Origin of the sequence: Veillonella sp. DNF00869 (genome assembly GCF_001553345.1) — a bacterium.
Taxonomy (GTDB): domain Bacteria; phylum Bacillota; class Negativicutes; order Veillonellales; family Veillonellaceae; genus F0422.
In genome coordinates, this window is sequence record NZ_KQ960767.1 from 139,264 (window position 1) to 157,074 (window position 17,811).

At 39.3% G+C, this 17,811-nt stretch carries 21 protein-coding genes and 1 tRNA gene; 19 read left to right on the forward strand and 3 right to left on the reverse strand.

Annotation, left to right across the window (positions count from 1 at the left end; genetic code table 11):
• Window positions 1–81: 81 nt before the first annotated feature.
• The 9 genes from rplK to HMPREF3032_RS07570 all read left to right on the forward strand — a co-directional run bounded on the left by rplK (window position 82) and on the right by HMPREF3032_RS07570 (window position 5,788).
• Window positions 82–507, forward strand: coding sequence for a 50S ribosomal protein L11 (gene rplK, locus HMPREF3032_RS02935; protein ID WP_062401677.1), 426 nt, complete (start codon window positions 82–84; stop codon window positions 505–507).
• 71 nt (window positions 508–578) lie between these two features.
• Complete coding sequence (gene rplA / locus HMPREF3032_RS02940) at window positions 579–1,289, forward strand: 50S ribosomal protein L1 (protein ID WP_009353433.1); 711 nt, start codon at window positions 579–581, stop codon at window positions 1,287–1,289.
• A gap of 181 nt (window positions 1,290–1,470) precedes the next feature.
• Window positions 1,471–1,974, forward strand: coding sequence for a 50S ribosomal protein L10 (gene rplJ / locus HMPREF3032_RS02945; protein ID WP_062401680.1), 504 nt, complete (start codon window positions 1,471–1,473; stop codon window positions 1,972–1,974).
• A gap of 52 nt (window positions 1,975–2,026) precedes the next feature.
• The gene (rplL, locus tag HMPREF3032_RS02950) at window positions 2,027–2,398 is read left to right on the forward strand and encodes a 50S ribosomal protein L7/L12 (RefSeq protein WP_062401682.1); all 372 of its coding nucleotides are present in this window, start codon (window positions 2,027–2,029) and stop codon (window positions 2,396–2,398) included.
• 349 nt (window positions 2,399–2,747) lie between these two features.
• The gene (locus tag HMPREF3032_RS02955; RefSeq protein WP_062401684.1) at window positions 2,748–3,467 is read left to right on the forward strand and encodes a YaaA family protein; all 720 of its coding nucleotides are present in this window, start codon (window positions 2,748–2,750) and stop codon (window positions 3,465–3,467) included.
• A gap of 31 nt (window positions 3,468–3,498) precedes the next feature.
• Window positions 3,499–4,611 (forward strand): [FeFe] hydrogenase H-cluster radical SAM maturase HydE, encoded by a 1,113-nt coding sequence (gene hydE, locus HMPREF3032_RS02960; protein ID WP_062401686.1) that lies wholly within the window; start codon window positions 3,499–3,501, stop codon window positions 4,609–4,611.
• A gap of 18 nt (window positions 4,612–4,629) precedes the next feature.
• The gene (locus HMPREF3032_RS02965) at window positions 4,630–5,196 is read left to right on the forward strand and encodes a beta-class carbonic anhydrase (RefSeq protein ID WP_009353427.1); all 567 of its coding nucleotides are present in this window, start codon (window positions 4,630–4,632) and stop codon (window positions 5,194–5,196) included.
• Window positions 5,197–5,246: 50 nt separating this feature from the next.
• Window positions 5,247–5,337, forward strand: a tRNA-Ser gene (locus HMPREF3032_RS02970).
• A gap of 280 nt (window positions 5,338–5,617) precedes the next feature.
• Window positions 5,618–5,788 (forward strand): hypothetical protein, encoded by a 171-nt coding sequence (locus HMPREF3032_RS07570; protein ID WP_156439335.1) that lies wholly within the window; start codon window positions 5,618–5,620, stop codon window positions 5,786–5,788.
• Window positions 5,789–5,966: 178 nt separating this feature from the next.
• Here the strand turns inward: HMPREF3032_RS07570 and HMPREF3032_RS02975 are convergent, their stop codons facing one another.
• Complete coding sequence (locus tag HMPREF3032_RS02975) at window positions 5,967–6,626, reverse strand: YigZ family protein (protein WP_062401689.1); 660 nt, start codon at window positions 6,624–6,626, stop codon at window positions 5,967–5,969.
• 347 nt (window positions 6,627–6,973) lie between these two features.
• Between HMPREF3032_RS02975 and HMPREF3032_RS02980 the strand changes: the two genes are divergently transcribed.
• Window positions 6,974–9,127: a heavy metal translocating P-type ATPase gene (locus HMPREF3032_RS02980; protein WP_062401692.1), complete on the forward strand. Its 2,154-nt coding sequence runs from the start codon at window positions 6,974–6,976 to the stop codon at window positions 9,125–9,127.
• 326 nt (window positions 9,128–9,453) lie between these two features.
• Here HMPREF3032_RS02980 and HMPREF3032_RS02985 read toward each other — a convergent pair whose 3' ends face one another.
• Complete coding sequence (locus tag HMPREF3032_RS02985) at window positions 9,454–9,642, reverse strand: hypothetical protein (protein ID WP_009353434.1); 189 nt, start codon at window positions 9,640–9,642, stop codon at window positions 9,454–9,456.
• Window positions 9,643–10,196: 554 nt separating this feature from the next.
• On the opposite strand from HMPREF3032_RS02985, the gene HMPREF3032_RS02990 reads away from it, so the two are divergent.
• The 7 genes from HMPREF3032_RS02990 (at window position 10,197) to rimM (ending at window position 14,371) form a co-directional block, all read left to right on the forward strand.
• On the forward strand, window positions 10,197–11,018 hold the full coding sequence (locus HMPREF3032_RS02990; protein WP_062401695.1) for a MerR family transcriptional regulator: 822 nt from the start codon (window positions 10,197–10,199) through the stop codon (window positions 11,016–11,018).
• 221 nt (window positions 11,019–11,239) lie between these two features.
• A complete protein-coding gene (gene ylxM / locus HMPREF3032_RS02995; RefSeq protein WP_062401698.1) occupies window positions 11,240–11,563 on the forward strand; it encodes a YlxM family DNA-binding protein in 324 nt (107 codons plus the stop codon).
• Between the two features lies 1 nt (window position 11,564).
• The gene (gene ffh, locus HMPREF3032_RS03000; RefSeq protein ID WP_062401699.1) at window positions 11,565–12,914 is read left to right on the forward strand and encodes a signal recognition particle protein; all 1,350 of its coding nucleotides are present in this window, start codon (window positions 11,565–11,567) and stop codon (window positions 12,912–12,914) included.
• Between the two features lie 27 nt (window positions 12,915–12,941).
• The gene (gene rpsP, locus HMPREF3032_RS03005) at window positions 12,942–13,205 is read left to right on the forward strand and encodes a 30S ribosomal protein S16 (RefSeq protein ID WP_009353289.1); all 264 of its coding nucleotides are present in this window, start codon (window positions 12,942–12,944) and stop codon (window positions 13,203–13,205) included.
• 21 nt (window positions 13,206–13,226) lie between these two features.
• Complete coding sequence (locus HMPREF3032_RS03010; RefSeq protein ID WP_009353402.1) at window positions 13,227–13,454, forward strand: KH domain-containing protein; 228 nt, start codon at window positions 13,227–13,229, stop codon at window positions 13,452–13,454.
• 12 nt (window positions 13,455–13,466) lie between these two features.
• A complete protein-coding gene (locus HMPREF3032_RS03015) occupies window positions 13,467–13,874 on the forward strand; it encodes a YlqD family protein (protein ID WP_062401701.1) in 408 nt (135 codons plus the stop codon).
• Window positions 13,874–14,371: a ribosome maturation factor RimM gene (gene rimM, locus HMPREF3032_RS03020; RefSeq protein ID WP_062401703.1), complete on the forward strand. Its 498-nt coding sequence runs from the start codon at window positions 13,874–13,876 to the stop codon at window positions 14,369–14,371. Before HMPREF3032_RS03015 ends, rimM begins: the two co-directional genes overlap by 1 nt.
• A 59-nt stretch (window positions 14,372–14,430) precedes the next feature.
• Here the strand turns inward: rimM and HMPREF3032_RS03025 are convergent, their stop codons facing one another.
• Entirely contained in the window at window positions 14,431–15,846 is a 1,416-nt protein-coding gene (locus HMPREF3032_RS03025; protein ID WP_062401705.1) for a tRNA(Met) cytidine acetate ligase, read from the reverse strand.
• A gap of 175 nt (window positions 15,847–16,021) precedes the next feature.
• Between HMPREF3032_RS03025 and HMPREF3032_RS03030 the strand changes: the two genes are divergently transcribed.
• Window positions 16,022–16,588 carry a hypothetical protein gene (locus HMPREF3032_RS03030; RefSeq protein WP_062401708.1) on the forward strand — a complete coding sequence of 189 codons (567 nt, stop codon included), beginning with the start codon at window positions 16,022–16,024 and terminating at the stop codon, window positions 16,586–16,588.
• 3 nt (window positions 16,589–16,591) lie between these two features.
• The gene (locus HMPREF3032_RS03035; protein ID WP_062401717.1) at window positions 16,592–17,806 is read left to right on the forward strand and encodes an acetate/propionate family kinase; all 1,215 of its coding nucleotides are present in this window, start codon (window positions 16,592–16,594) and stop codon (window positions 17,804–17,806) included.
• Window positions 17,807–17,811: the final 5 nt, after the last annotated feature.

Genomic DNA, 17,811 nt, shown 5'->3' on the forward strand with positions numbered 1-17,811 from the left:
TAGGCAGCCGGGAGGTTGCCAGTGGGAGGGGCAATTTCGCTCCGTTACCACCACATTTTGACGCAAGGAGGTGTAATCACCATGGCTAAAAAAGTTAGTAAAGTTGTGAAATTACAGTGCGAGGCTGGTAAAGCGAGTCCAGCGCCACCGATTGGTCCAGCTTTGGGTCAAGCAGGTGTTAACATCATGGGCTTCGTTAAAGAATTTAACGAAAGAACAGCTCAACAAGCTGGTCTTATCATCCCAGTTGTTATTACTGTATACGAAGATAGAAGCTTCACTTTCATCACAAAAACTCCACCAGCTGCAGTTTTATTGAAAAAAGCAGCAGGTATCCCAAAAGGATCTGGAGTACCTAACCGTGATAAAGTAGCTAAAGTTGGTCGCGATAAAGTTCGTGAAATCGCTGAACTTAAAATGCCTGACTTAAATGCTAACACTGTTGAGCAAGCTATGCGTATGGTAGAAGGTACTGCACGCAGCATGGGCATTGAAATCGTTGATTAATTAGCGTACGGTATGTGACTCACATATCGGTGGGAGGGACATCCCGTTACACCACATAAGGAGGAATAAAAATGGCAAAAGTAGGTAAGAAATATGCTGAAGCAGTAAAACTTATCGAAGCAGATAAATTCTACGAACCAGTAGAAGGTATTGAATTAGTTAAGAAAACTGCCACTGCAAAATTCGACGAAACAATCGAAATCGCTTTCAATTTGAACGTCGATCCTAAATACGCTGATCAACAAGTTCGTGGTGCCGTTGTATTACCACATGGTACAGGTAAAACTCAACGCGTACTCGTATTTGCGAAAGGCGACAAAATTAAAGAAGCTGAGGATGCTGGCGCAGATATCGTTGGTTCCGAAGAATTAGTAGCAAAAGTACAAGGTGGTTTCAGCGACTTCGACGTTGTTGTAGCTACTCCTGACATGATGGGCCAAGTTGGTCGTTTAGGTAAAATTTTAGGTCCTAAAGGCTTAATGCCAAACCCTAAAGTTGGTACTGTAACACCTGACGTAGCTCGTGCTGTTAGCGAAATTAAAGCAGGTAAAATCGAATACCGTACAGACAAAGCTGGTATCATTGCATGTCCTATCGGTAAAGCATCTTTCGATGATGCGAAATTACTTGACAATTTCCGTACAATCGTTGATACTATTGTTAAAGCTAAACCTGCAGCAGCTAAAGGTCAATACATTAAAACTGTGACACTTAGCTCTACTATGGGTCCTGGCGTTCCTATGAACGTGTTTAAATTAACAAGCACTAGCAAGGAACAATAATTATATATGTTCTCTTAGCTGTAGACGGCTGGCATCATTTGATTTAATGAGGAAACTCGCCCGCTGAGGCTGAATCCAATCTATTATGGAATGGTTCTCGACCTCAACGTCTTCGTTGAGGTCGTTTTTACGCTAAGATAGTACATAGAAAATCACCAAAAATCTACAAGGAGGTATTCTAATGGCTGTCACTCAACAAAAACAAGCAGTTGTAGCTCAAATGAAAGAAACTCTTTCTGAAGCGAAAGGTGCTGTATTAGTTGGTTATAGCGGTTTGACTGTTGCTCAAGTAACAGATCTTCGTCGTAAATTCTTGGCTGAAGGTGTAGAATACAAAGTAATCAAAAATACTTTGACTCGCATCGCTGCTAACGAATTAGGTTACGAAGCTTTCTCTGAGCATTTAGAAGGTCCTACTGCATTAGCAACTTCTAGCACAGACGCTGTAGCTCCAGCTCGTATTCTTGAAAACTTCATTAAAGACACAAAAACTGAAGCTTTAACTATTAAAGCTGGTATTGTGGAAGGTGAAGTTCTTGACGCTGCAAAAGTACAAGAAATTGCAAACTTGCCGAACCGCGAAGGTATGCTTTCCATGCTTCTTTCCGTGCTTCAAGCTCCAGTTCGCAATGTAGCTTACGCAGTAAAAGCTGTTGCGGAAGCAAAAGACGAAACTGTTGCATAATAGCAACACAATTAACTAAGAAAACATATATCAAAAATGGAGGATATCAATCATGGCATTGAACATCGAAAACATCGTTGCTGAATTAGAAACTGCAACTATTTTAGAACTTAATGATCTTGTAAAAGCAATTGAAGACAAATTCGGCGTAACTGCTGCTGCTCCTGTAGCTGTAGCTGCTGCTGGTGCTGCTGCTGGCGGTGCTGACGCTAAATCCGAATTCGACGTAATTCTTAAAGACGCTGGTGCTTCCAAAATCAACGTAATCAAAGTTGTACGTGAAGCTACTGGTTTAGGCTTAAAAGAAGCTAAAGCTATCGTTGACGGCGCTCCTGCTGCTGTTAAAGAAGGCGTAGCTGCTGCTGACGCTGAAGCTTTAAAAGCTAAATTAGAAGAAGCTGGCGCATCTGTAGAATTGAAATAATTGATCCGCTAGTCATGAGCCCCTTGAACACTTGTGTTTGAGGGGTTTTCTTTGCTTATAGTCCTTCTAATATCCCTGGTATGATAGGATAACGATTTTGTCTATAATATAGGTAAAGAATATGATAAGATTATGGAATGCATCATGCGTATTAAAAATAGACACTTAAATATGTATGATGGAATCTATATCCATTTTATTCGATGTATGGTATACTAAATAAATATGATATAATCACAGAATCCATCGTGAAGACTGTAGGATACAACTGCTGTTGCATGGACGTACTGTATTCTTGATAGATATTTTATATATAATGATAATAATGTTGATTAAGTAGAGGAATATTATGAAAATTATTATATCCCCTAGTAAAACAAAAGATATAAAAGGTACTCCGAGTGCACCGAAGTTTGCACCGCATATGACGGAACAAATTATACAACATATGCAAAGTCTACCAAAGGAAACGATCGGTAAAGCCTTAAAATTAAAAGATACAGTCTTAGATGAAGTATATGATTTTTACCAACATTATGACAAAGAAGTAGAAGGTATGGCAGCGCTTAGCTATAACGGGCTATCTTTCAAAAATTTTGATTATGATGGACTTTCAGAGGAAGGAAAAGCATTCGCTAATACCCATGTATGGATAGGGTCTGCCTTGTATGGCTTAGTAGCCCCTAACAGTGGTATCAAAGGATATCGGCTGGATTTAATTGATCCTGTATTGAAAGAGGAAAAAACAAATCTCTATGCCTGGTGGCAACCTTTAGTGGATGCCGCTGTAGGTGAGGAAGATTGGATACTCAATTTGGCATCTAAGGAATATTCTAAATGGATTAACCATCCTAAGATGGTAACCATAGAATTTTTAGAGCATCGTAATGGTGTGTGGAAGCAGCTTAGTACATCGTCAAAACAGATGCGTGGTTCATTGGCACATTATATCTGTGAACATCAAGTGACAGAACTTTCACAGTTACCAAAAGAATTAAAAGGATTTGTATTGGATCCATTGCCTACAGATATAGATGGGTCAATTATCATTGCCTATCGTAAGGAATAATAAGTATTACATGTGTTCTAATAGAGGAAATATGACAGTAGATAGTATTTTACAAAAAGATCTCGTCGGTGACGAGTGGTTAACGGAAGAGGAACTACGATTCCTTATGACCATTACGGATGAGGAAGAATTACAAAAAATATATAAAAAAGCCTATGAGGTAAAAGCTGCTTACGTAGATAAGGTAGCCTATTACCGTGGACTCATTGAGTTTTCCAATCGTTGTATCAAAAACTGTTTATATTGTGGTATCCGTCATGAAAACAGCAAGACAGAACGATTTGATATGTCTCGTGATGACGTATTAAAAATGGCACAATGGGCCTACGACCATGAGTATGGCTCTTTAACATTACAGTCCGGAGAACGTACGGATGATGCCTTTGTAGATTATGTGGTGGATTTAATTCGCGATATTAAAAAGTTAAGCAACAATGAGCTAGGCATCACCATGTGTGTAGGGGAGCAATCGGAAGAAGCATACCGACGTATGCGTGAAGCAGGTGCGGACCGGTATCTTCTTCGCATTGAAACGACGAATAAAGACTTATTTGAGATGATCCATCCAAAGGATGCCTTACACTCCTTTGAGACACGTGTGAATTGCTTGAAATCTTTGCGCAAGGTAGGATTTCAAGTCGGTACCGGTGTTATGATTGGTTTACCTGGACAAACACTAGATGATCTTGTCAACGACATTTTATTCTATCGTGATATGGATATCGATATGATTGGTATGGGACCGTATGTGGTACATCATGATACTCCTCTAGGGCAACGTGCTTTGGAGTTAGGCATAGACTCACAAGAGGGTAAACTAGAGCGGGTGCAGTTAGGATTAAAAATGATTGCCTTAACACGTCTATTCTTAAAAGATGTTAATATTGCAGCTACCACAGCATTGCAAGCTTTAGACAAACTAGGTCGTGAAAAAGGATTGGCGGCTGGAGCGAATATCTTAATGCCTATCATTACAGTACCAGAGCATCGTGCGAAGTATTTATTATATGATAATAAGCCATGTGTGGATGATAATGCAGACCAATGTAAAGAGTGTTTAACTCGTCGAGTGATGTCTATTGGTGATCGTGTAGGTTGGAAACAGCAAGGTAATTCACAACATTATAAAAAACGAATTCGATAATTTTATGTGAGGTGACTGATGAATTTATTAAATGAAATATTACGACATAATCGAGAATTTCTAGACAGTACGACCAAAGAACATGGGGATGAGCCACCAACAGTAAGTAAGGTGCCAACTCGTGAAATTGCGATTTTGACGTGTATGGATACGAGATTAGTAAACTTTATGGAGCAGGCTCTCGGCATTGAACGGGGTCATGCAAAGGTGATTAAATCGGCGGGTAACTCCATTTCAGGTATGTTTGATAGCGTGGTACGTAGTTTGTTAGTTTGCATCTATGAGCTAGGAGTATCTGAAATTTTTGTGATCGGTCATTATGAGTGCGGTATGGCGAAAACTACTTCTGAAAGTTTGACTACAGCCATGTTGTCGCGTGGTGTAGCACCTGAGGCGATTCAAATGGTGCGTCACGAATTAGAGCATTGGGCCGATGGATTTTCTCACCCAGTAGATAATGTACAAGAAACGGTGAGCATGCTTCGAATGAATCCGTTGATACCCAAAGATGTGGCAGTTCATGGATTAATGATGCATCCAAATTCTGGAGAAGTAGAAGTTGTAGAAGTTGGCTATGAACTTTAAAAAAGAATTGACAAATTGAATCTTTCTATGGTATTCTTAGTAAGTATCATGGAGGATTACTCAAGAGGCTGAAGAGGACGGTTTGCTAAATCGTTAGGTCGGGTTACCGGCGCTAGGGTTCGAATCCCTAATCCTCCGCCACAGGACAAGAGCACATATGTTATACATGTGTGCTTTTTGTTTTCTATTTTATCAAAAATCGTCAAATAAACGTCAAAAAGTTATATCTAATATGCTTGTTAGTTATCATTAAATTTGATTTAATAAAAATACTATAAAAAGTATTATAAAAAATAGTTTATGAGATAATAACTATCTGTCATTTCACAAATGTTTTGGACTCTTGTATACTACAGACATGCAATAAGAGTACACTTAACTGGAAGAGTAGAGTGTTATGACAAGGAAGGAAGTAACTAATATGAGTTTAGTAACAGCATGGATAGAAAATTTAAAAAAACATCGTTTAGAAGCATGTGAAGCAAGTCAATGTAAAGATAATAGCATTAAAGGCTGGCCACATCCTTGGACTTCTGAATTACAAGATGAAGAAGTTGTAGAAGTGTTTGTAGCAGAATGCTGCAGCCATTAATTTAGCGTACTTTCCCTTTATATAGAGGACTCCAACAAGAAGCACAAAAAACCACGGTGAAGGAAGACACCGTGGTTTTTTGTTGCTTATGTTAGAAACTGAGTATCCTTTAGTTAAAAGGTTTAAATCAGAAGTCTTATTTGATGATTACCTGTCGTGTATATGTGAGATGTAACCCTTACTCTTCAGATATATTTGTGGTATAGGGCAATTCTACCATACGAACATCTTGCAATTGCCAAGTTAAGTTACCACCAGTTAGATTCGTCAAATCAGCTTCTAAGGAGGTCACAGCTTCTGGTTCTACATAGATTTCAATAGATACTAGATCTGTAAACGATGCTGTATAGTGAAGCCCTAGAGTTTGTAGTTGGCGCTCTATGGCTCCAAAGTTAGAATAATCTATGGAGATAGTCACAATTTGGCGAGGTGCAATAAGTAGTTTAGCCCCTTCTTGGACAGCCTTAGCTGCACTATGAGAGTACGCACGAATGAGTCCTCCTGCACCTAACTTAATACCTCCGAAATAACGAGTAACCACGACAGCTACATTTGTAATGCCTGTTTTTTTTAATACTTCTAGCATCGGCTTTCCTGCCGTCCCTGAGGGCTCTCCATTGTCAGAGGAACGCTGTTGTTCTTGGCGAGGGCCGATAGCATAGGCGGTGCAGTTGTGAGTAGCATCCCAAAATTCTTTGGATATACGTTGGATAAATGTTTGTGCTTCTGCTTCAGTAGTAACAGGAGCGATAGTAGAAATGAAACGTGACTTTTCGATAATATATTCAGTTCTAAACTCATTGGCTATAGTGATATAAGATTGGGGGATATCTGACATAGAAACTCCTGTATATGAATAATAAATATTAGTTTACAATCCTTGTGTATCTATAGTATAACATAAGTTAGTGGAACACTGTTGCTATACGAAATATAGAGTGTTAGATCTGTATAATCGGACAGCGTAACACGGACAGGATACAATAGTTTGTGTAAATACGGTGGGTTAGACAATCGATAGCTATCAAATCGGTGTAAGCCACATACTGCAAGATTTGTATAAGAAATATACTGTTAAATTTGTATAGGGTATATACTATGAAAAAGGTTGGATATATGTTAATATATTCATAGTAATAAATATAGGTATCTTTCATATAGAACTATGTATCATTAGGAGGAATCATGCGTAAAGAAGAATTTTCTATTATTGGCATGCACTGCGCTGCTTGCGTAGGGCGTGTAGAAAAAGCAGTTAGCAAATTAGATGGTGTAGAAGATGTGAAAGTCAATTTGCTCACCAATAAAGGAACCGTAACGTATACAGAAGGTAGCACAATAGGTGCGGCAGAGGTCATTGCTGCTATTGAAAAGATTGGCTTTGAAGCACACATTGCTACTGATGCGGATATGAAGGTAGAAAAACCATCTCATAAAGGGCAATATATTCGCTTAGGTGTGGCAGCTCTCATGGCGATCCCTATGATGGTATCCATGATGGGTCACTATTTATGGCATTGGCCGATGTTATCTCATGAAATTGAATTAGTCTTAGCTACGATCGCTCAATTTGGAGCGGGCTGGATTTTTTATACTAGCGCTTTTGCGGCGATTCGCAGTGGCACGCTTACTATGGATGTGCTCGTAGCATTAGGCACGTCCGTAGCGTACGGATTTAGTATCTATCAAATGGCAGTAGGGAATCATGATGTGTATTTTGAAACCTCTGCGTGGCTTATTACCTTTATTTTATTAGGTAAATTATTGGAAGAAATTGCTAAGGGACGTACGTCTGAGGCTATTCAAAAATTAGTGGCATTACAACCTAGCGTGGCCCATGTGGAACGCAATGGGGAGTGGATGGATATTCCTACGAAGGAGATTGTCCTAGGTGACAAAATCCAAGTACGGGCCGGCGAAAAAGTGCCAGTAGATGGAATTATTTTAGAAGGTCATTCCACAGTGGATGAGGCTATGCTGACAGGTGAAAGCGTACCTGTAGAAAAAGGTCAGTCTAGTCAAGTCATAGGCGCCACAGTTAACATGTCGGGCACATTTATTATGAAAGCCACTGCTATTGGGGAGGAAACTATGTTATCCCAAATCATCAAAGTAGTGGAACAAGCACAAGCATCTAAAGCGAGCATTCAGCGTATCGCGGATGTGGTAGCATCCTATTTTGTGCCGGTAGTCATCGGTATTGCCATTCTTACCATGATTATTTGGTATTTTGTATTAGGATCTACGGTAGGAGAAGCTTTATTATATGGCACAGCTGTGCTTGTAATTGCCTGCCCGTGCGCCTTGGGCTTGGCGACACCCACATCCATCATGGTAGGTTCAGGCCTTGGGGCAGAACATGGTGTGCTTATTAAAAGCGCAGAATTTTTAGAAAAAGCAGGTCATATCAATGCCATCATCATGGATAAAACTGGGACTTTAACGGAAGGAAAGCTATCTGTTACGAAAGTGATATATACAGCAGGTGATGAAATGTATAATTTGGCTTTCACAGTGAATCTTGAAAAAGGATCCACTCACCCTATTGCACAAGCCATTGCTAAATACGGTGCTAGCAAAGGCGTGCCACAAATGATCGTGAAAGACTTTCAAGATATTCCAGGAAAAGGATTGGAAGGACGTATAGCGGATAAATTGATTCGGGTTGGTCATACTCGCTGGATGCAAGAACTAGGTGTTGATATCACGCCATGGCAAGCGGAGATCCACAGTCTGGAAGAACAAGGTAATTCTGTATCCGTCTTGTTAGTAGACGGCACAGTACACGGTATTTGGGCTGTAGCAGATACATTGCGTCCAGAAACTCCTGAGGTTGTAAAGGCTTTACAAGAGCAAGGCATCGATGTGTGGATGGTCACAGGAGACAATGCGCGCACAGCGAACTATATAGCTGCCCAAGCAGGAATTACTCACGTAGTAGCGGAAGTACTGCCACAAGATAAAGCAAATACCATCGCCACATTACAAAGTCAAGGAAAATCCGTTGGCATGGTGGGAGATGGTATCAATGATGCGCCAGCTTTAGCGCTAGCAGATATTGGATTTGGTATCGGTCATGGTACGGACGTAGCCATAGAGGCGGCGGATATCGTATTAGTGCGAAATGATTTGCGCACCTTAGTACAAGCCGTGACGATTAGTCGTAAAACGATGACAAATATTAAACAAAATTTATTCTGGGCATTGATCTTTAACTGCATTGGTATTCCATTGGCAGCCATAGGGTATTTGAGCCCTATCATTGCCGGAACCGCCATGGCATTTAGCTCTGTTACGGTGGTGAGCAATGCATTGCGGTTAAAACGTGCAAAAGTGTAATCATTGGCTTATATGATGATCCGGAGAAGTTCATAACTTTATTGTAATATCTATGTAATAGGGCTTACATGAATATTCACTGTATGCCATACAATAGAAAAGGACTATAACAAATACGAACTAGGTACGATTTGCTATAGTCCTTTTTGTGGATATTATACAAAATGCTGGAATTATGTATATAAGCGTGGTCAGTAATAGTTTTAACACAAAAATAGAACCCCAACTCAAGGGAAGAAGAGTTGGGGTTTTGTTTCGGACATCGTCCTATCTATTTCACTCAAAGGTTGGGGTATATTCTAATAGTATGGGCGTACGTATTTGAATCAACCTTTTTTGTGCTTACATTTACCAGCTGTGTTGCCGCTCATAATGCGGTTGAACATAGCATGGATTTCCTCGGAAGATTGACCTTCTTCACGAGCTGCTTCAATATGACGCATTGCCATATCGTAGCGTGCTAATTTTTCTGGATCGTTCGCGTAAAATTCGCGACCTTTGTGTCCACATGCCATAGGGATAGCCTCCTTTTACAATATAGTTTATACTTATTAACTTGCTCATTGAGAACTCCTGTACATCTAATACCTGTCCTCTGTTATTATAATAAAGTATATGGTTGTGGTAGAGTCAACCAATAAAAAGAATTATTTTAAAAATTTTTCATATCTGTCATTAACCATTGATAGTATAAGGTTTATAGAACTTAAAAAGTTCTGGACTAGACTTTTTTATGAGAATTAATTTAATAATAGATAAAAATATATGAATGAAACTCAATATATTAAAAAGCCCATAGTTATGCTATAGTATAGGTGTAGTTAAAACTATATACCTATAGTTTAGTTTTGGCAAAATACTTATGTATTACAAGAAATGAAATAAAAGAAGTATTATAAAGATTATAGATAATACAGAGATTGCAAATATTGTAAATGTATTATAAGCAATATGAGTGTAAAAGGCATTACAGGGGTTAGATGTGTTAAATGTGTTAAACGTGTTAAATGTAGTAACCTGTTAGAAGACCTAAATGCCTGTTGGAAATACAGTAGAAAGGATAGTATCTATGCGAAATATTTATATGACGATTGGAGATGTGTCGAAAATTTATGGCATATCAAAACAAACGATCTTATATTATGAAAAATTAGGACTATTTCTGCCAGCAAAAATTGAAGATAATGGATACCGTTATTACACATTAGAAGAGTGCTATCGATTAGAGATTATTTTGACCCTAAAAAAACTAAATCTATCCTTGAAAGATATTCAAGATTATGTGGAACATCGAGGTCCGCATATGTTGAAAACCTTATTAGAAGATGCACGCTATGGCTTTGATCGGGAGATTAATGATTTATATACAAATAAAATGAATTTAGAGAGAACTTTATTTAACTTAGAACGATATTTAAAAATACCTAAAAATCGATTGTTCTTTGGTATGAAAGAAGAATCTTTCTATGCACTAACTCCTTATGATGCAACAGAAAAAGGAAAGAAAAAGTTGTTTACTTTATTAGAACATCAAGCTAGGCTTATAGAGGAAGTGCCTTTTAAAGCTATTCAAATTGGTATGGCTATCGATGGAGAAGACTATGAACAGGGAGATATCATCAAGTACAGCCATTATTGTACAGATGTAGGGTTTGATTATGAAGGAGACATGGAGATTGTTACTCGTCCTAGAGGGATGTATCTAGAAATGTTTTATACAGGTCTTTATGAAGAACAGGCTCAGTGGATGTACGATAAAGTAAGTAGTTATTTATCTTATGAGGGATTACAAATTGCAGGTTCCGTATATATAGAACCAGTACGGAATTATTGGACAGAGACAAAACGTGAAGACTATTTATCTAAAATTACAGTACCTGTTGAGGAATAGGTGAAACATGTATGCTCGAAAATAGGAAACAAAATATAAAAAATGAGTTACCATAAGACGCGATGCAATACAAAATATAAGATGTTGTGGTATAGATTATTTTGTGTGTAAAGGTAATTTACTTTACAACTATTGACAAGTTAGGTAAATATTGGTAACATAGGGTGTAAATATTTTTTGCTTGACAGATAATACTTTCAAAACGCTTAGAAGGAGGGCCCATGGAAGAACGAATGACAATTAGTTTGTTGTTAGATTTTTATGGATCTTTGCTGACGGAGCGACAACGAGAGTGTTATGCCTTACATCATGAAGATGATATGTCACTAGGTGAAATTGCAGAAGAAATGCATATCTCTAGGCAAGCTGTTCATGATAATATTGAACGAGCAAAAGCTAGTATGGAGGGGTATGAACAAAAGTTGCACCTCATTGAACAATATTTACTACGGCGAAAGATTGTGAAACAGATTAGAGAAGAGCTAGTATCTGCTGCCATTACATCTGAATCGATTCAATCATTATTAACACAATTGGAGGGCTAGTATGGCTTTTGAAAATTTAACACATAAATTACAAGAAGCCTTTGCATCCTTAAAAGGAAAAGGTAAAATTTCTGAAGAAGATGTTAACCTAGCGTTACGACAAGTTCGGTTTGCTTTGTTAGAAGCTGACGTAAACTTTGGAGTAGCGAAAGATTTCATTGCCCGTATCAAGGATAAAGCCTTGGGTGAGGAAGTGTTTGGTTCTTTGAACCCAGCGCAAACGGTCATTAAAATTGTGAATGACGAATTAACCGAGTTATTAGGTGGCACTGAAAGTCGTATTATGATTTCTCCGAAACCTCCCACAATCATTATGTTGGTAGGTTTACAAGGGGCAGGTAAAACGACTACGGCTGGTAAGTTGTCTGTACATCTTCGTAAACAAGGCAAGAATCCAATGCTAGTAGCAGCCGATGTGTATCGTCCAGCAGCGATTAAGCAATTGCAAGTAGTGGGAGCTCAAATCGATATTCCTGTATTTGCGAATGAAACGCCAGGTGCGAATCCTGTGGAGATTGCTAAAGCGGGTATTGAAGAGGCAAAACGCTTATTCAAAGACATTGTTATCATCGATACAGCAGGTCGCTTAGCCATTGATGAAACCTTGATGGATGAACTAGCTAATATCAAGGGTGAAGTAAAACCGCATGAAATCTTGTTAGTGGTGGATGCCATGATTGGGCAAGATGCAGTAGGCACAGCCGAAGCATTTAATAATTACCTAGGCCTTGATGGTGTCATTCTAACGAAAATGGATGGCGATGCCCGTGGTGGTGCAGCACTTTCCATTAAAGCTGTCACAGGTACGCCAATTAAGTTTACCGGTACTAGCGAAAAAATGGATGGTTTAGAAGTATTCCATCCAGATCGTATGGCATCTCGTATTCTTGATTTAGGCGATTTCAAAACATTGATTGAAAATGTGCAAAGTTCTATCGATGAAGAAGAAGCGAAAAAAATGGCTGAGAAAATGGCCAAAAATAGCTTTACCTTAGATGATTTCTTAGCACAAATGAACCAAATACGCAAATTGGGACCCTTGCAAAATATCTTAGGCATGTTACCAGGTATGGGAAAATTGAAAGACCAATTAGCAGGCTTTGATTTAGATAATAAAGAAGTACGTCAAATTGAAGCTATCATCAAATCTATGACGATGGCAGAACGTACAAATCCTAATATATTGAATGGATCTCGGCGCAAACGTATTGCGGCAGGATCTGGCACTACAGTGCAGCGAGTAAATCAACTGATTAAACAGTTCGAGGATGCTCGTAAGTTTATGAAGCAGATGCAGTCTATGAGCAAAGGTAAGAAGGGGATGTTCCCTAAATTACCGTTCATGGGATAATATTCTATTTAAGGAGGTGAAAGAAGAATGTTAAAAATCCGTTTAACTCGTTTAGGTGCTAAAAAAGCTCCTTTCTATCGTATCGTTGTTGCTGACTCCCGCGCTCCACGCGAAGGTCGTCCAGTTGATACAGTAGGTCAATACGATGCTACTAAAAACCCAGCAATCGTTAATATTGACGAAGAGAAAGCATTAGAATGGTTGGGTAAAGGTGCACAACCTACTGATACTGTTCGCTCCTTGTTCAAAAAACATGGTGTTATGCAAAAATTTGCTGACGCTAAAAAATAATTAATAGAGAGGCGTACTGTGATGCAAGAATTAATTACATTAATTGTTCAATCATTAGTTAAGCAACCTGAAGCCGTTTCTGTTACTATGGAAGTTCGCGATCAAGTGGAAGTCTATGAAATCCGTGTCGCTCCTGATGATATGGGTAAAGTAATTGGAAAGCAAGGTAAGATTGCGAAAGCGATTCGCGCTGTGGCTAAAGCAGCGGCTATTAAAGAGAACAAGAAGATATCCGTTGATATTGTCTAAAAGGGTGGTAACATGGAAGAAATGACATTACGCGTACCCGTGGCAATTAAGTCTAAGGTTACGGACACTTTAAAAAACAAAATTATTGCTGATTTACAACAACAAATGGATATGGTAGATCAAGATTTACAACAAATCGAATTCCAAGCTAAACGTTTGTTAAGTGAACAAGCAAAAATTGATGCACAAGGTTTAATCCAATTGCGTCAACAAATCGAGGAAGAAAAGCAACAACGCGTAGCTTTCAAAGCTCAAGTAGCAGAGCGTTTGAAAGAAGCAGAAAAGCTTGAAATTGGTTCTGAAATTGCCCAAGGTCAAATGGAGCAAACTATTACTGTGAAAATCGGTGATAATTTAGATGCTCTTATGGGAACTGAAATTTTGCTAGAAGATGGCAAAGTTGTGGCATTCCGTCAATAATGGATACACAAGAACTGATTACCATCGGTGTGATCGTCGCTCCGCACGGTGTGCGGGGCGATGTTCGTATATTACCGAGAACAGATTTTCCTGAGCGGTTTATGAAAATGGATGAATGCTACATCAATGGTCAACTATACCATATTACATCTGCAAAATTTCATAAACAGTTTATCTTGGCTACCTTTAAAGAGTTACCTGATCGCACAGCTGTGGAGCGTTTAGGTAAGCAAGAAATTAAAGTGCCAAGAAAAGATTTGGTGGAATTGCCAGAAGATAGATATTATATCTTTGAAATCGAAGGCCTTGCCGTAGAAGATACAGAAGGTAATGATTTAGGCATTGTAAAAGAAGTACTACAACCTGGTGCAAACGATGTGTACGTAGTCGCTAAAGAGGGGGAGCCAGATTTATTATTACCAGCTTTGAAAACAGTGGTATTAACCATTGATATTGAAGGTGGTAAGATGATCGTAGATCCTCCAGAATGGTTGTAATAGAAAAGTCCCTTGTACTGAGTGCAGTGATGCATTTAGTACAGGGGACTTTTGTGGTTTTATACATATATAGGACTGGTGGTGAAATCATAATGACTACCTCGATAATTAGGATTATCTACAGTCATTCGCCATAGTTTACTAGCTAGTTGATCTTGCTCACACAGTACTTTAGTAGTACCTGTTGCACTTTGGCAAAAAGGAGCCCATTTTTGGACGATAGGGATAGAGGCGCGCTTTTCTTTTAGATATTGACGACCTCGGTCGTTGAAAGCGAGCAGTCGCCCATAGGTAGGTCCTTGTTGGTGGCACTTTTGGAATATCTCTTTGGTGCGACGGAATAGGCTGTAGGTAGCGATACGATCGAGACGAGCATAGGTGTAGCGTTTTGATTTTAAACTTTCACGGGCTTGCTCCCAAGAGGCGAGGGCACTCGCAGTGAGCCATGCCTCCTCTAAACCGTCGCTCATATCCTGTAGAGTTTGCAAATCTTCTTTGCTTGATACACGGCTAGCGAAATGAATCATGTCATAATAGCGCTCTAAGTTAGTATAATAGTTGGATTCTACAATGTCCATAGCGAGAGGTGCTACCATAGGGGGCAAGTAGTGATGCCACTTGAAAGGGTCTTCTTCTAAAGAAGAGGTATCGATACCTAATTCATCTAATGAGATAGATGAATCAATTCCTAATGAGGCATAAGGTGGGTAGTCAGTATCCAATACTTGCTGCTTGTCCTGAGAACGGAATAGACTAGAAGAGGTTTGCTTAGAGGAATAAATAGCGTTTCGTAAGGCTGTACCAGATGGAAATGAATCATCTAAGGTTGGATTGTGATGGGAGCTAGTACGCTCCACGGGAATGATGTCTAACTCGATGTGATGGCGATGTAAGGCACGTATGTATTCAATACCTAGGATAGTATTAGGGTCAGAGCCTAATATAGACATATCGTTTGAGGTTTCTAATGAATTGTTCTCAGATGTGTTTTTGCCTGAGGTATCATTGGTATTCATTGAGGTACTTAGTGAATAATACTGCTGGATTGCTTTACGTAAGGCGGTACCATAGGAGTACCCTTGCCCTAAAAGAGTACGCAACGATTCTTGCGTACTAGGATGATCAAGAACTTCGGCAACGGATACAAGTTCCTCTACTTGTGTATGGCTGGCACCAAATGAGATAGCGTCACACCCTAGGGCATGTAATAATCTGACACCACCGGATGCAAAATATTCTGCAGAACTAACGGCGAACATAGACGGCAACTCAAACACAATATCAGCACCACCCATAAGAGCCCATTGGGCGCGGTGAAATTTAGAAAATATGGCAGGTGTCCCTCGTTGCACAAAGTCGCCACTCATCACAACGAGCAAGGTTGTTTCTGGATACTTTTGTCGTAACCCTTCTAGTTGGTGTGCATGCCCTTTATGAAAGGGATTATATTCTGCAATAATTCCGATGGTATTCATGGTTTAGTACCTCCTCTTATGTATAGTATAACAGACTATCTATTTGATTGATATGCGCAATAGTTATATGCGATAGAAGTGCTATGCATGGAAGAAGTCGTAAAAAAGGGTAGAAAAAAACGTGAATTTAATGTTATAATTGGGTGTAGAAAATGTGTCTATTAGAGGTAATTATATGAAACAATATATCATAGCCCTTGGTTTAGGGATGGTGTTGTTCTTGGGTGGCTGTGGTAGTCAACAAGCCATCGATACCTATAGTTTTGGTCAGAAAGTCATCAATGTAGGTCAATCTGAAGTGATTGTGGATTCTCCTTTTGACTTCGGTCAGTTGGATAGAATTACAGCTAATGAAAAGGGACAACCTTTGACCATCTATGCAGGACTAGATAAAAATTATGGTGTCTATGTGAGTGCTACACAGGCTTCTACAGGAGCACCATTGCCAACGCTAGAAGAGGGCGCAAAATTAGGACAACAAGCTTTGGTGAAAGAATTAGGCCAAACGGGTGCTAATATACCATGGGACCAAAAGCAAGTGCAGGTGGACGGCGTACAGGCTGTGAAATCTACGATGCTAGCAGGTGCTAATGGACAAAAAATTAGGTTTACTCAGTATACTTTCATTAATAAAGGTGTACTGTGGAATATACGCTATTCATACAGTGATAGTTCCCCACAAGGAGAAGAAATCAATCAACGTGTGAATGGGCACATTCAAGTTACTAAGAAAGAGGGATAAGACATGAACGTTTTAGTTGTAAACTGCGGTAGCTCCTCCTTGAAGTATCAATTAATTGATATGGAGCATGAAGTTGTATTGGCGAAAGGTCAATTTGAAAAAATCGGTTCCGATGATGCTATTTTCACTCATCGCCGTCCAGATGCTGACAAATTAGAACGCATCGAACCAGTAGCTGACCACAAAGTGGCGTTACAAGTCTTATTGGATATTTTAGTTGATCCAGAACATGGTGTGATTGGTTCCATGGATGAAATCGACGCTGTAGGTCATCGTGTAGTACATGGTGCTGAAAAATTTGCTGATTCCGTATTAATTACACCAGCAGTGATGGAAGCTTTGGAAGAATGCGCAAAAATCGCTCCACTTCACAATCCTCCAAATATCCAAGGTATCGAAGCATGCCAAAAAATTATGCCAAATGTACCACAAGTTGGTGTATTTGATACAGCATTCCATCAAACAATGCCAGCTGAGGCATTCTTATATGGTCTTCCATACGAAGCATACACTGATTTAGGTGTTCGCCGTTATGGTTTCCATGGTACTTCCCACAAATATGTGGCACAACGTGTAGCTGAATTGATGGGTAAACACATGTCCGATCTTCGTATCGTATCCTGTCACTTAGGTAATGGTTCTTCTGTTACTGCAATCAAAGGTGGTCGTTCCATCGATACTTCCATGGGTTTCACTCCATTGTCCGGTTTAATCATGGGTACTCGTTGTGGTGATATTGACCCAGCTATCGTACCTTACTTGATGGAAAAATGGGATATGACATACCATGAAATCGATGCTATCATGAATAAAAAATCTGGTGTATTCGGTATTTCTGGCGTTTCCAATGACTTCCGCGTTATCGAAGAAGCTGCTGAAGAAGGCAATAAACGTGCTCAATTAGCATTGGATATGTTCCATTACAAAGTACGTGCTACAATCGGTGCTTACGTGGCTGTTATGGGTGGCGTTGATGCTATCGTATTCACAGCTGGTATCGGTGAAAATGGTATTGGCAACCGTGACGCAATCTGCAATGGTTTAGAATACTTAGGTACTCGTATTGACCCTGAACGCAACAATGTTCGTGGTAAAGAAGCGGAAATCAGTGCAGAAGGTTCCAAAGTTAAAATCTTTGCAATCCCTACAAATGAAGAAATCATGATCGCTCGTGATACAAAACGTATTACAGCTCCATTAGTGATGAAAAACTGGTAATCTTT

What these genes read in the sequence shown, in the direction of transcription:
- ffh (WP_062401699.1), top strand. Translation starts at nt 11,565, where the DNA reads ATGGCTTTTGAAAATTTAACACATAAATTACAAGAAGCCTTTGCATCC.
- HMPREF3032_RS03015 (WP_062401701.1), top strand. Translation starts at nt 13,467, where the DNA reads ATGGAAGAAATGACATTACGCGTACCCGTGGCAATTAAGTCTAAGGTT.
- HMPREF3032_RS02965 (WP_009353427.1), top strand. Translation starts at nt 4,630, where the DNA reads ATGAATTTATTAAATGAAATATTACGACATAATCGAGAATTTCTAGAC.
- rplL (WP_062401682.1), top strand. Translation starts at nt 2,027, where the DNA reads ATGGCATTGAACATCGAAAACATCGTTGCTGAATTAGAAACTGCAACT.
- HMPREF3032_RS02985 (WP_009353434.1), bottom strand. Translation starts at nt 9,642, where the DNA reads ATGGCATGTGGACACAAAGGTCGCGAATTTTACGCGAACGATCCAGAA.
- rpsP (WP_009353289.1), top strand. Translation starts at nt 12,942, where the DNA reads ATGTTAAAAATCCGTTTAACTCGTTTAGGTGCTAAAAAAGCTCCTTTC.
- HMPREF3032_RS07570 (WP_156439335.1), top strand. Translation starts at nt 5,618, where the DNA reads ATGAGTTTAGTAACAGCATGGATAGAAAATTTAAAAAAACATCGTTTA.
- HMPREF3032_RS02955 (WP_062401684.1), top strand. Translation starts at nt 2,748, where the DNA reads ATGAAAATTATTATATCCCCTAGTAAAACAAAAGATATAAAAGGTACT.
- rimM (WP_062401703.1), top strand. Translation starts at nt 13,874, where the DNA reads ATGGATACACAAGAACTGATTACCATCGGTGTGATCGTCGCTCCGCAC.
- hydE (WP_062401686.1), top strand. Translation starts at nt 3,499, where the DNA reads ATGACAGTAGATAGTATTTTACAAAAAGATCTCGTCGGTGACGAGTGG.
- HMPREF3032_RS03035 (WP_062401717.1), top strand. Translation starts at nt 16,592, where the DNA reads ATGAACGTTTTAGTTGTAAACTGCGGTAGCTCCTCCTTGAAGTATCAA.
- HMPREF3032_RS02975 (WP_062401689.1), bottom strand. Translation starts at nt 6,626, where the DNA reads ATGTCAGATATCCCCCAATCTTATATCACTATAGCCAATGAGTTTAGA.
- ylxM (WP_062401698.1), top strand. Translation starts at nt 11,240, where the DNA reads ATGGAAGAACGAATGACAATTAGTTTGTTGTTAGATTTTTATGGATCT.
- rplK (WP_062401677.1), top strand. Translation starts at nt 82, where the DNA reads ATGGCTAAAAAAGTTAGTAAAGTTGTGAAATTACAGTGCGAGGCTGGT.
- HMPREF3032_RS02980 (WP_062401692.1), top strand. Translation starts at nt 6,974, where the DNA reads ATGCGTAAAGAAGAATTTTCTATTATTGGCATGCACTGCGCTGCTTGC.
- HMPREF3032_RS03010 (WP_009353402.1), top strand. Translation starts at nt 13,227, where the DNA reads ATGCAAGAATTAATTACATTAATTGTTCAATCATTAGTTAAGCAACCT.
- rplJ (WP_062401680.1), top strand. Translation starts at nt 1,471, where the DNA reads ATGGCTGTCACTCAACAAAAACAAGCAGTTGTAGCTCAAATGAAAGAA.
- HMPREF3032_RS03025 (WP_062401705.1), bottom strand. Translation starts at nt 15,846, where the DNA reads ATGAATACCATCGGAATTATTGCAGAATATAATCCCTTTCATAAAGGG.
- HMPREF3032_RS03030 (WP_062401708.1), top strand. Translation starts at nt 16,022, where the DNA reads ATGAAACAATATATCATAGCCCTTGGTTTAGGGATGGTGTTGTTCTTG.
- HMPREF3032_RS02990 (WP_062401695.1), top strand. Translation starts at nt 10,197, where the DNA reads ATGCGAAATATTTATATGACGATTGGAGATGTGTCGAAAATTTATGGC.
- rplA (WP_009353433.1), top strand. Translation starts at nt 579, where the DNA reads ATGGCAAAAGTAGGTAAGAAATATGCTGAAGCAGTAAAACTTATCGAA.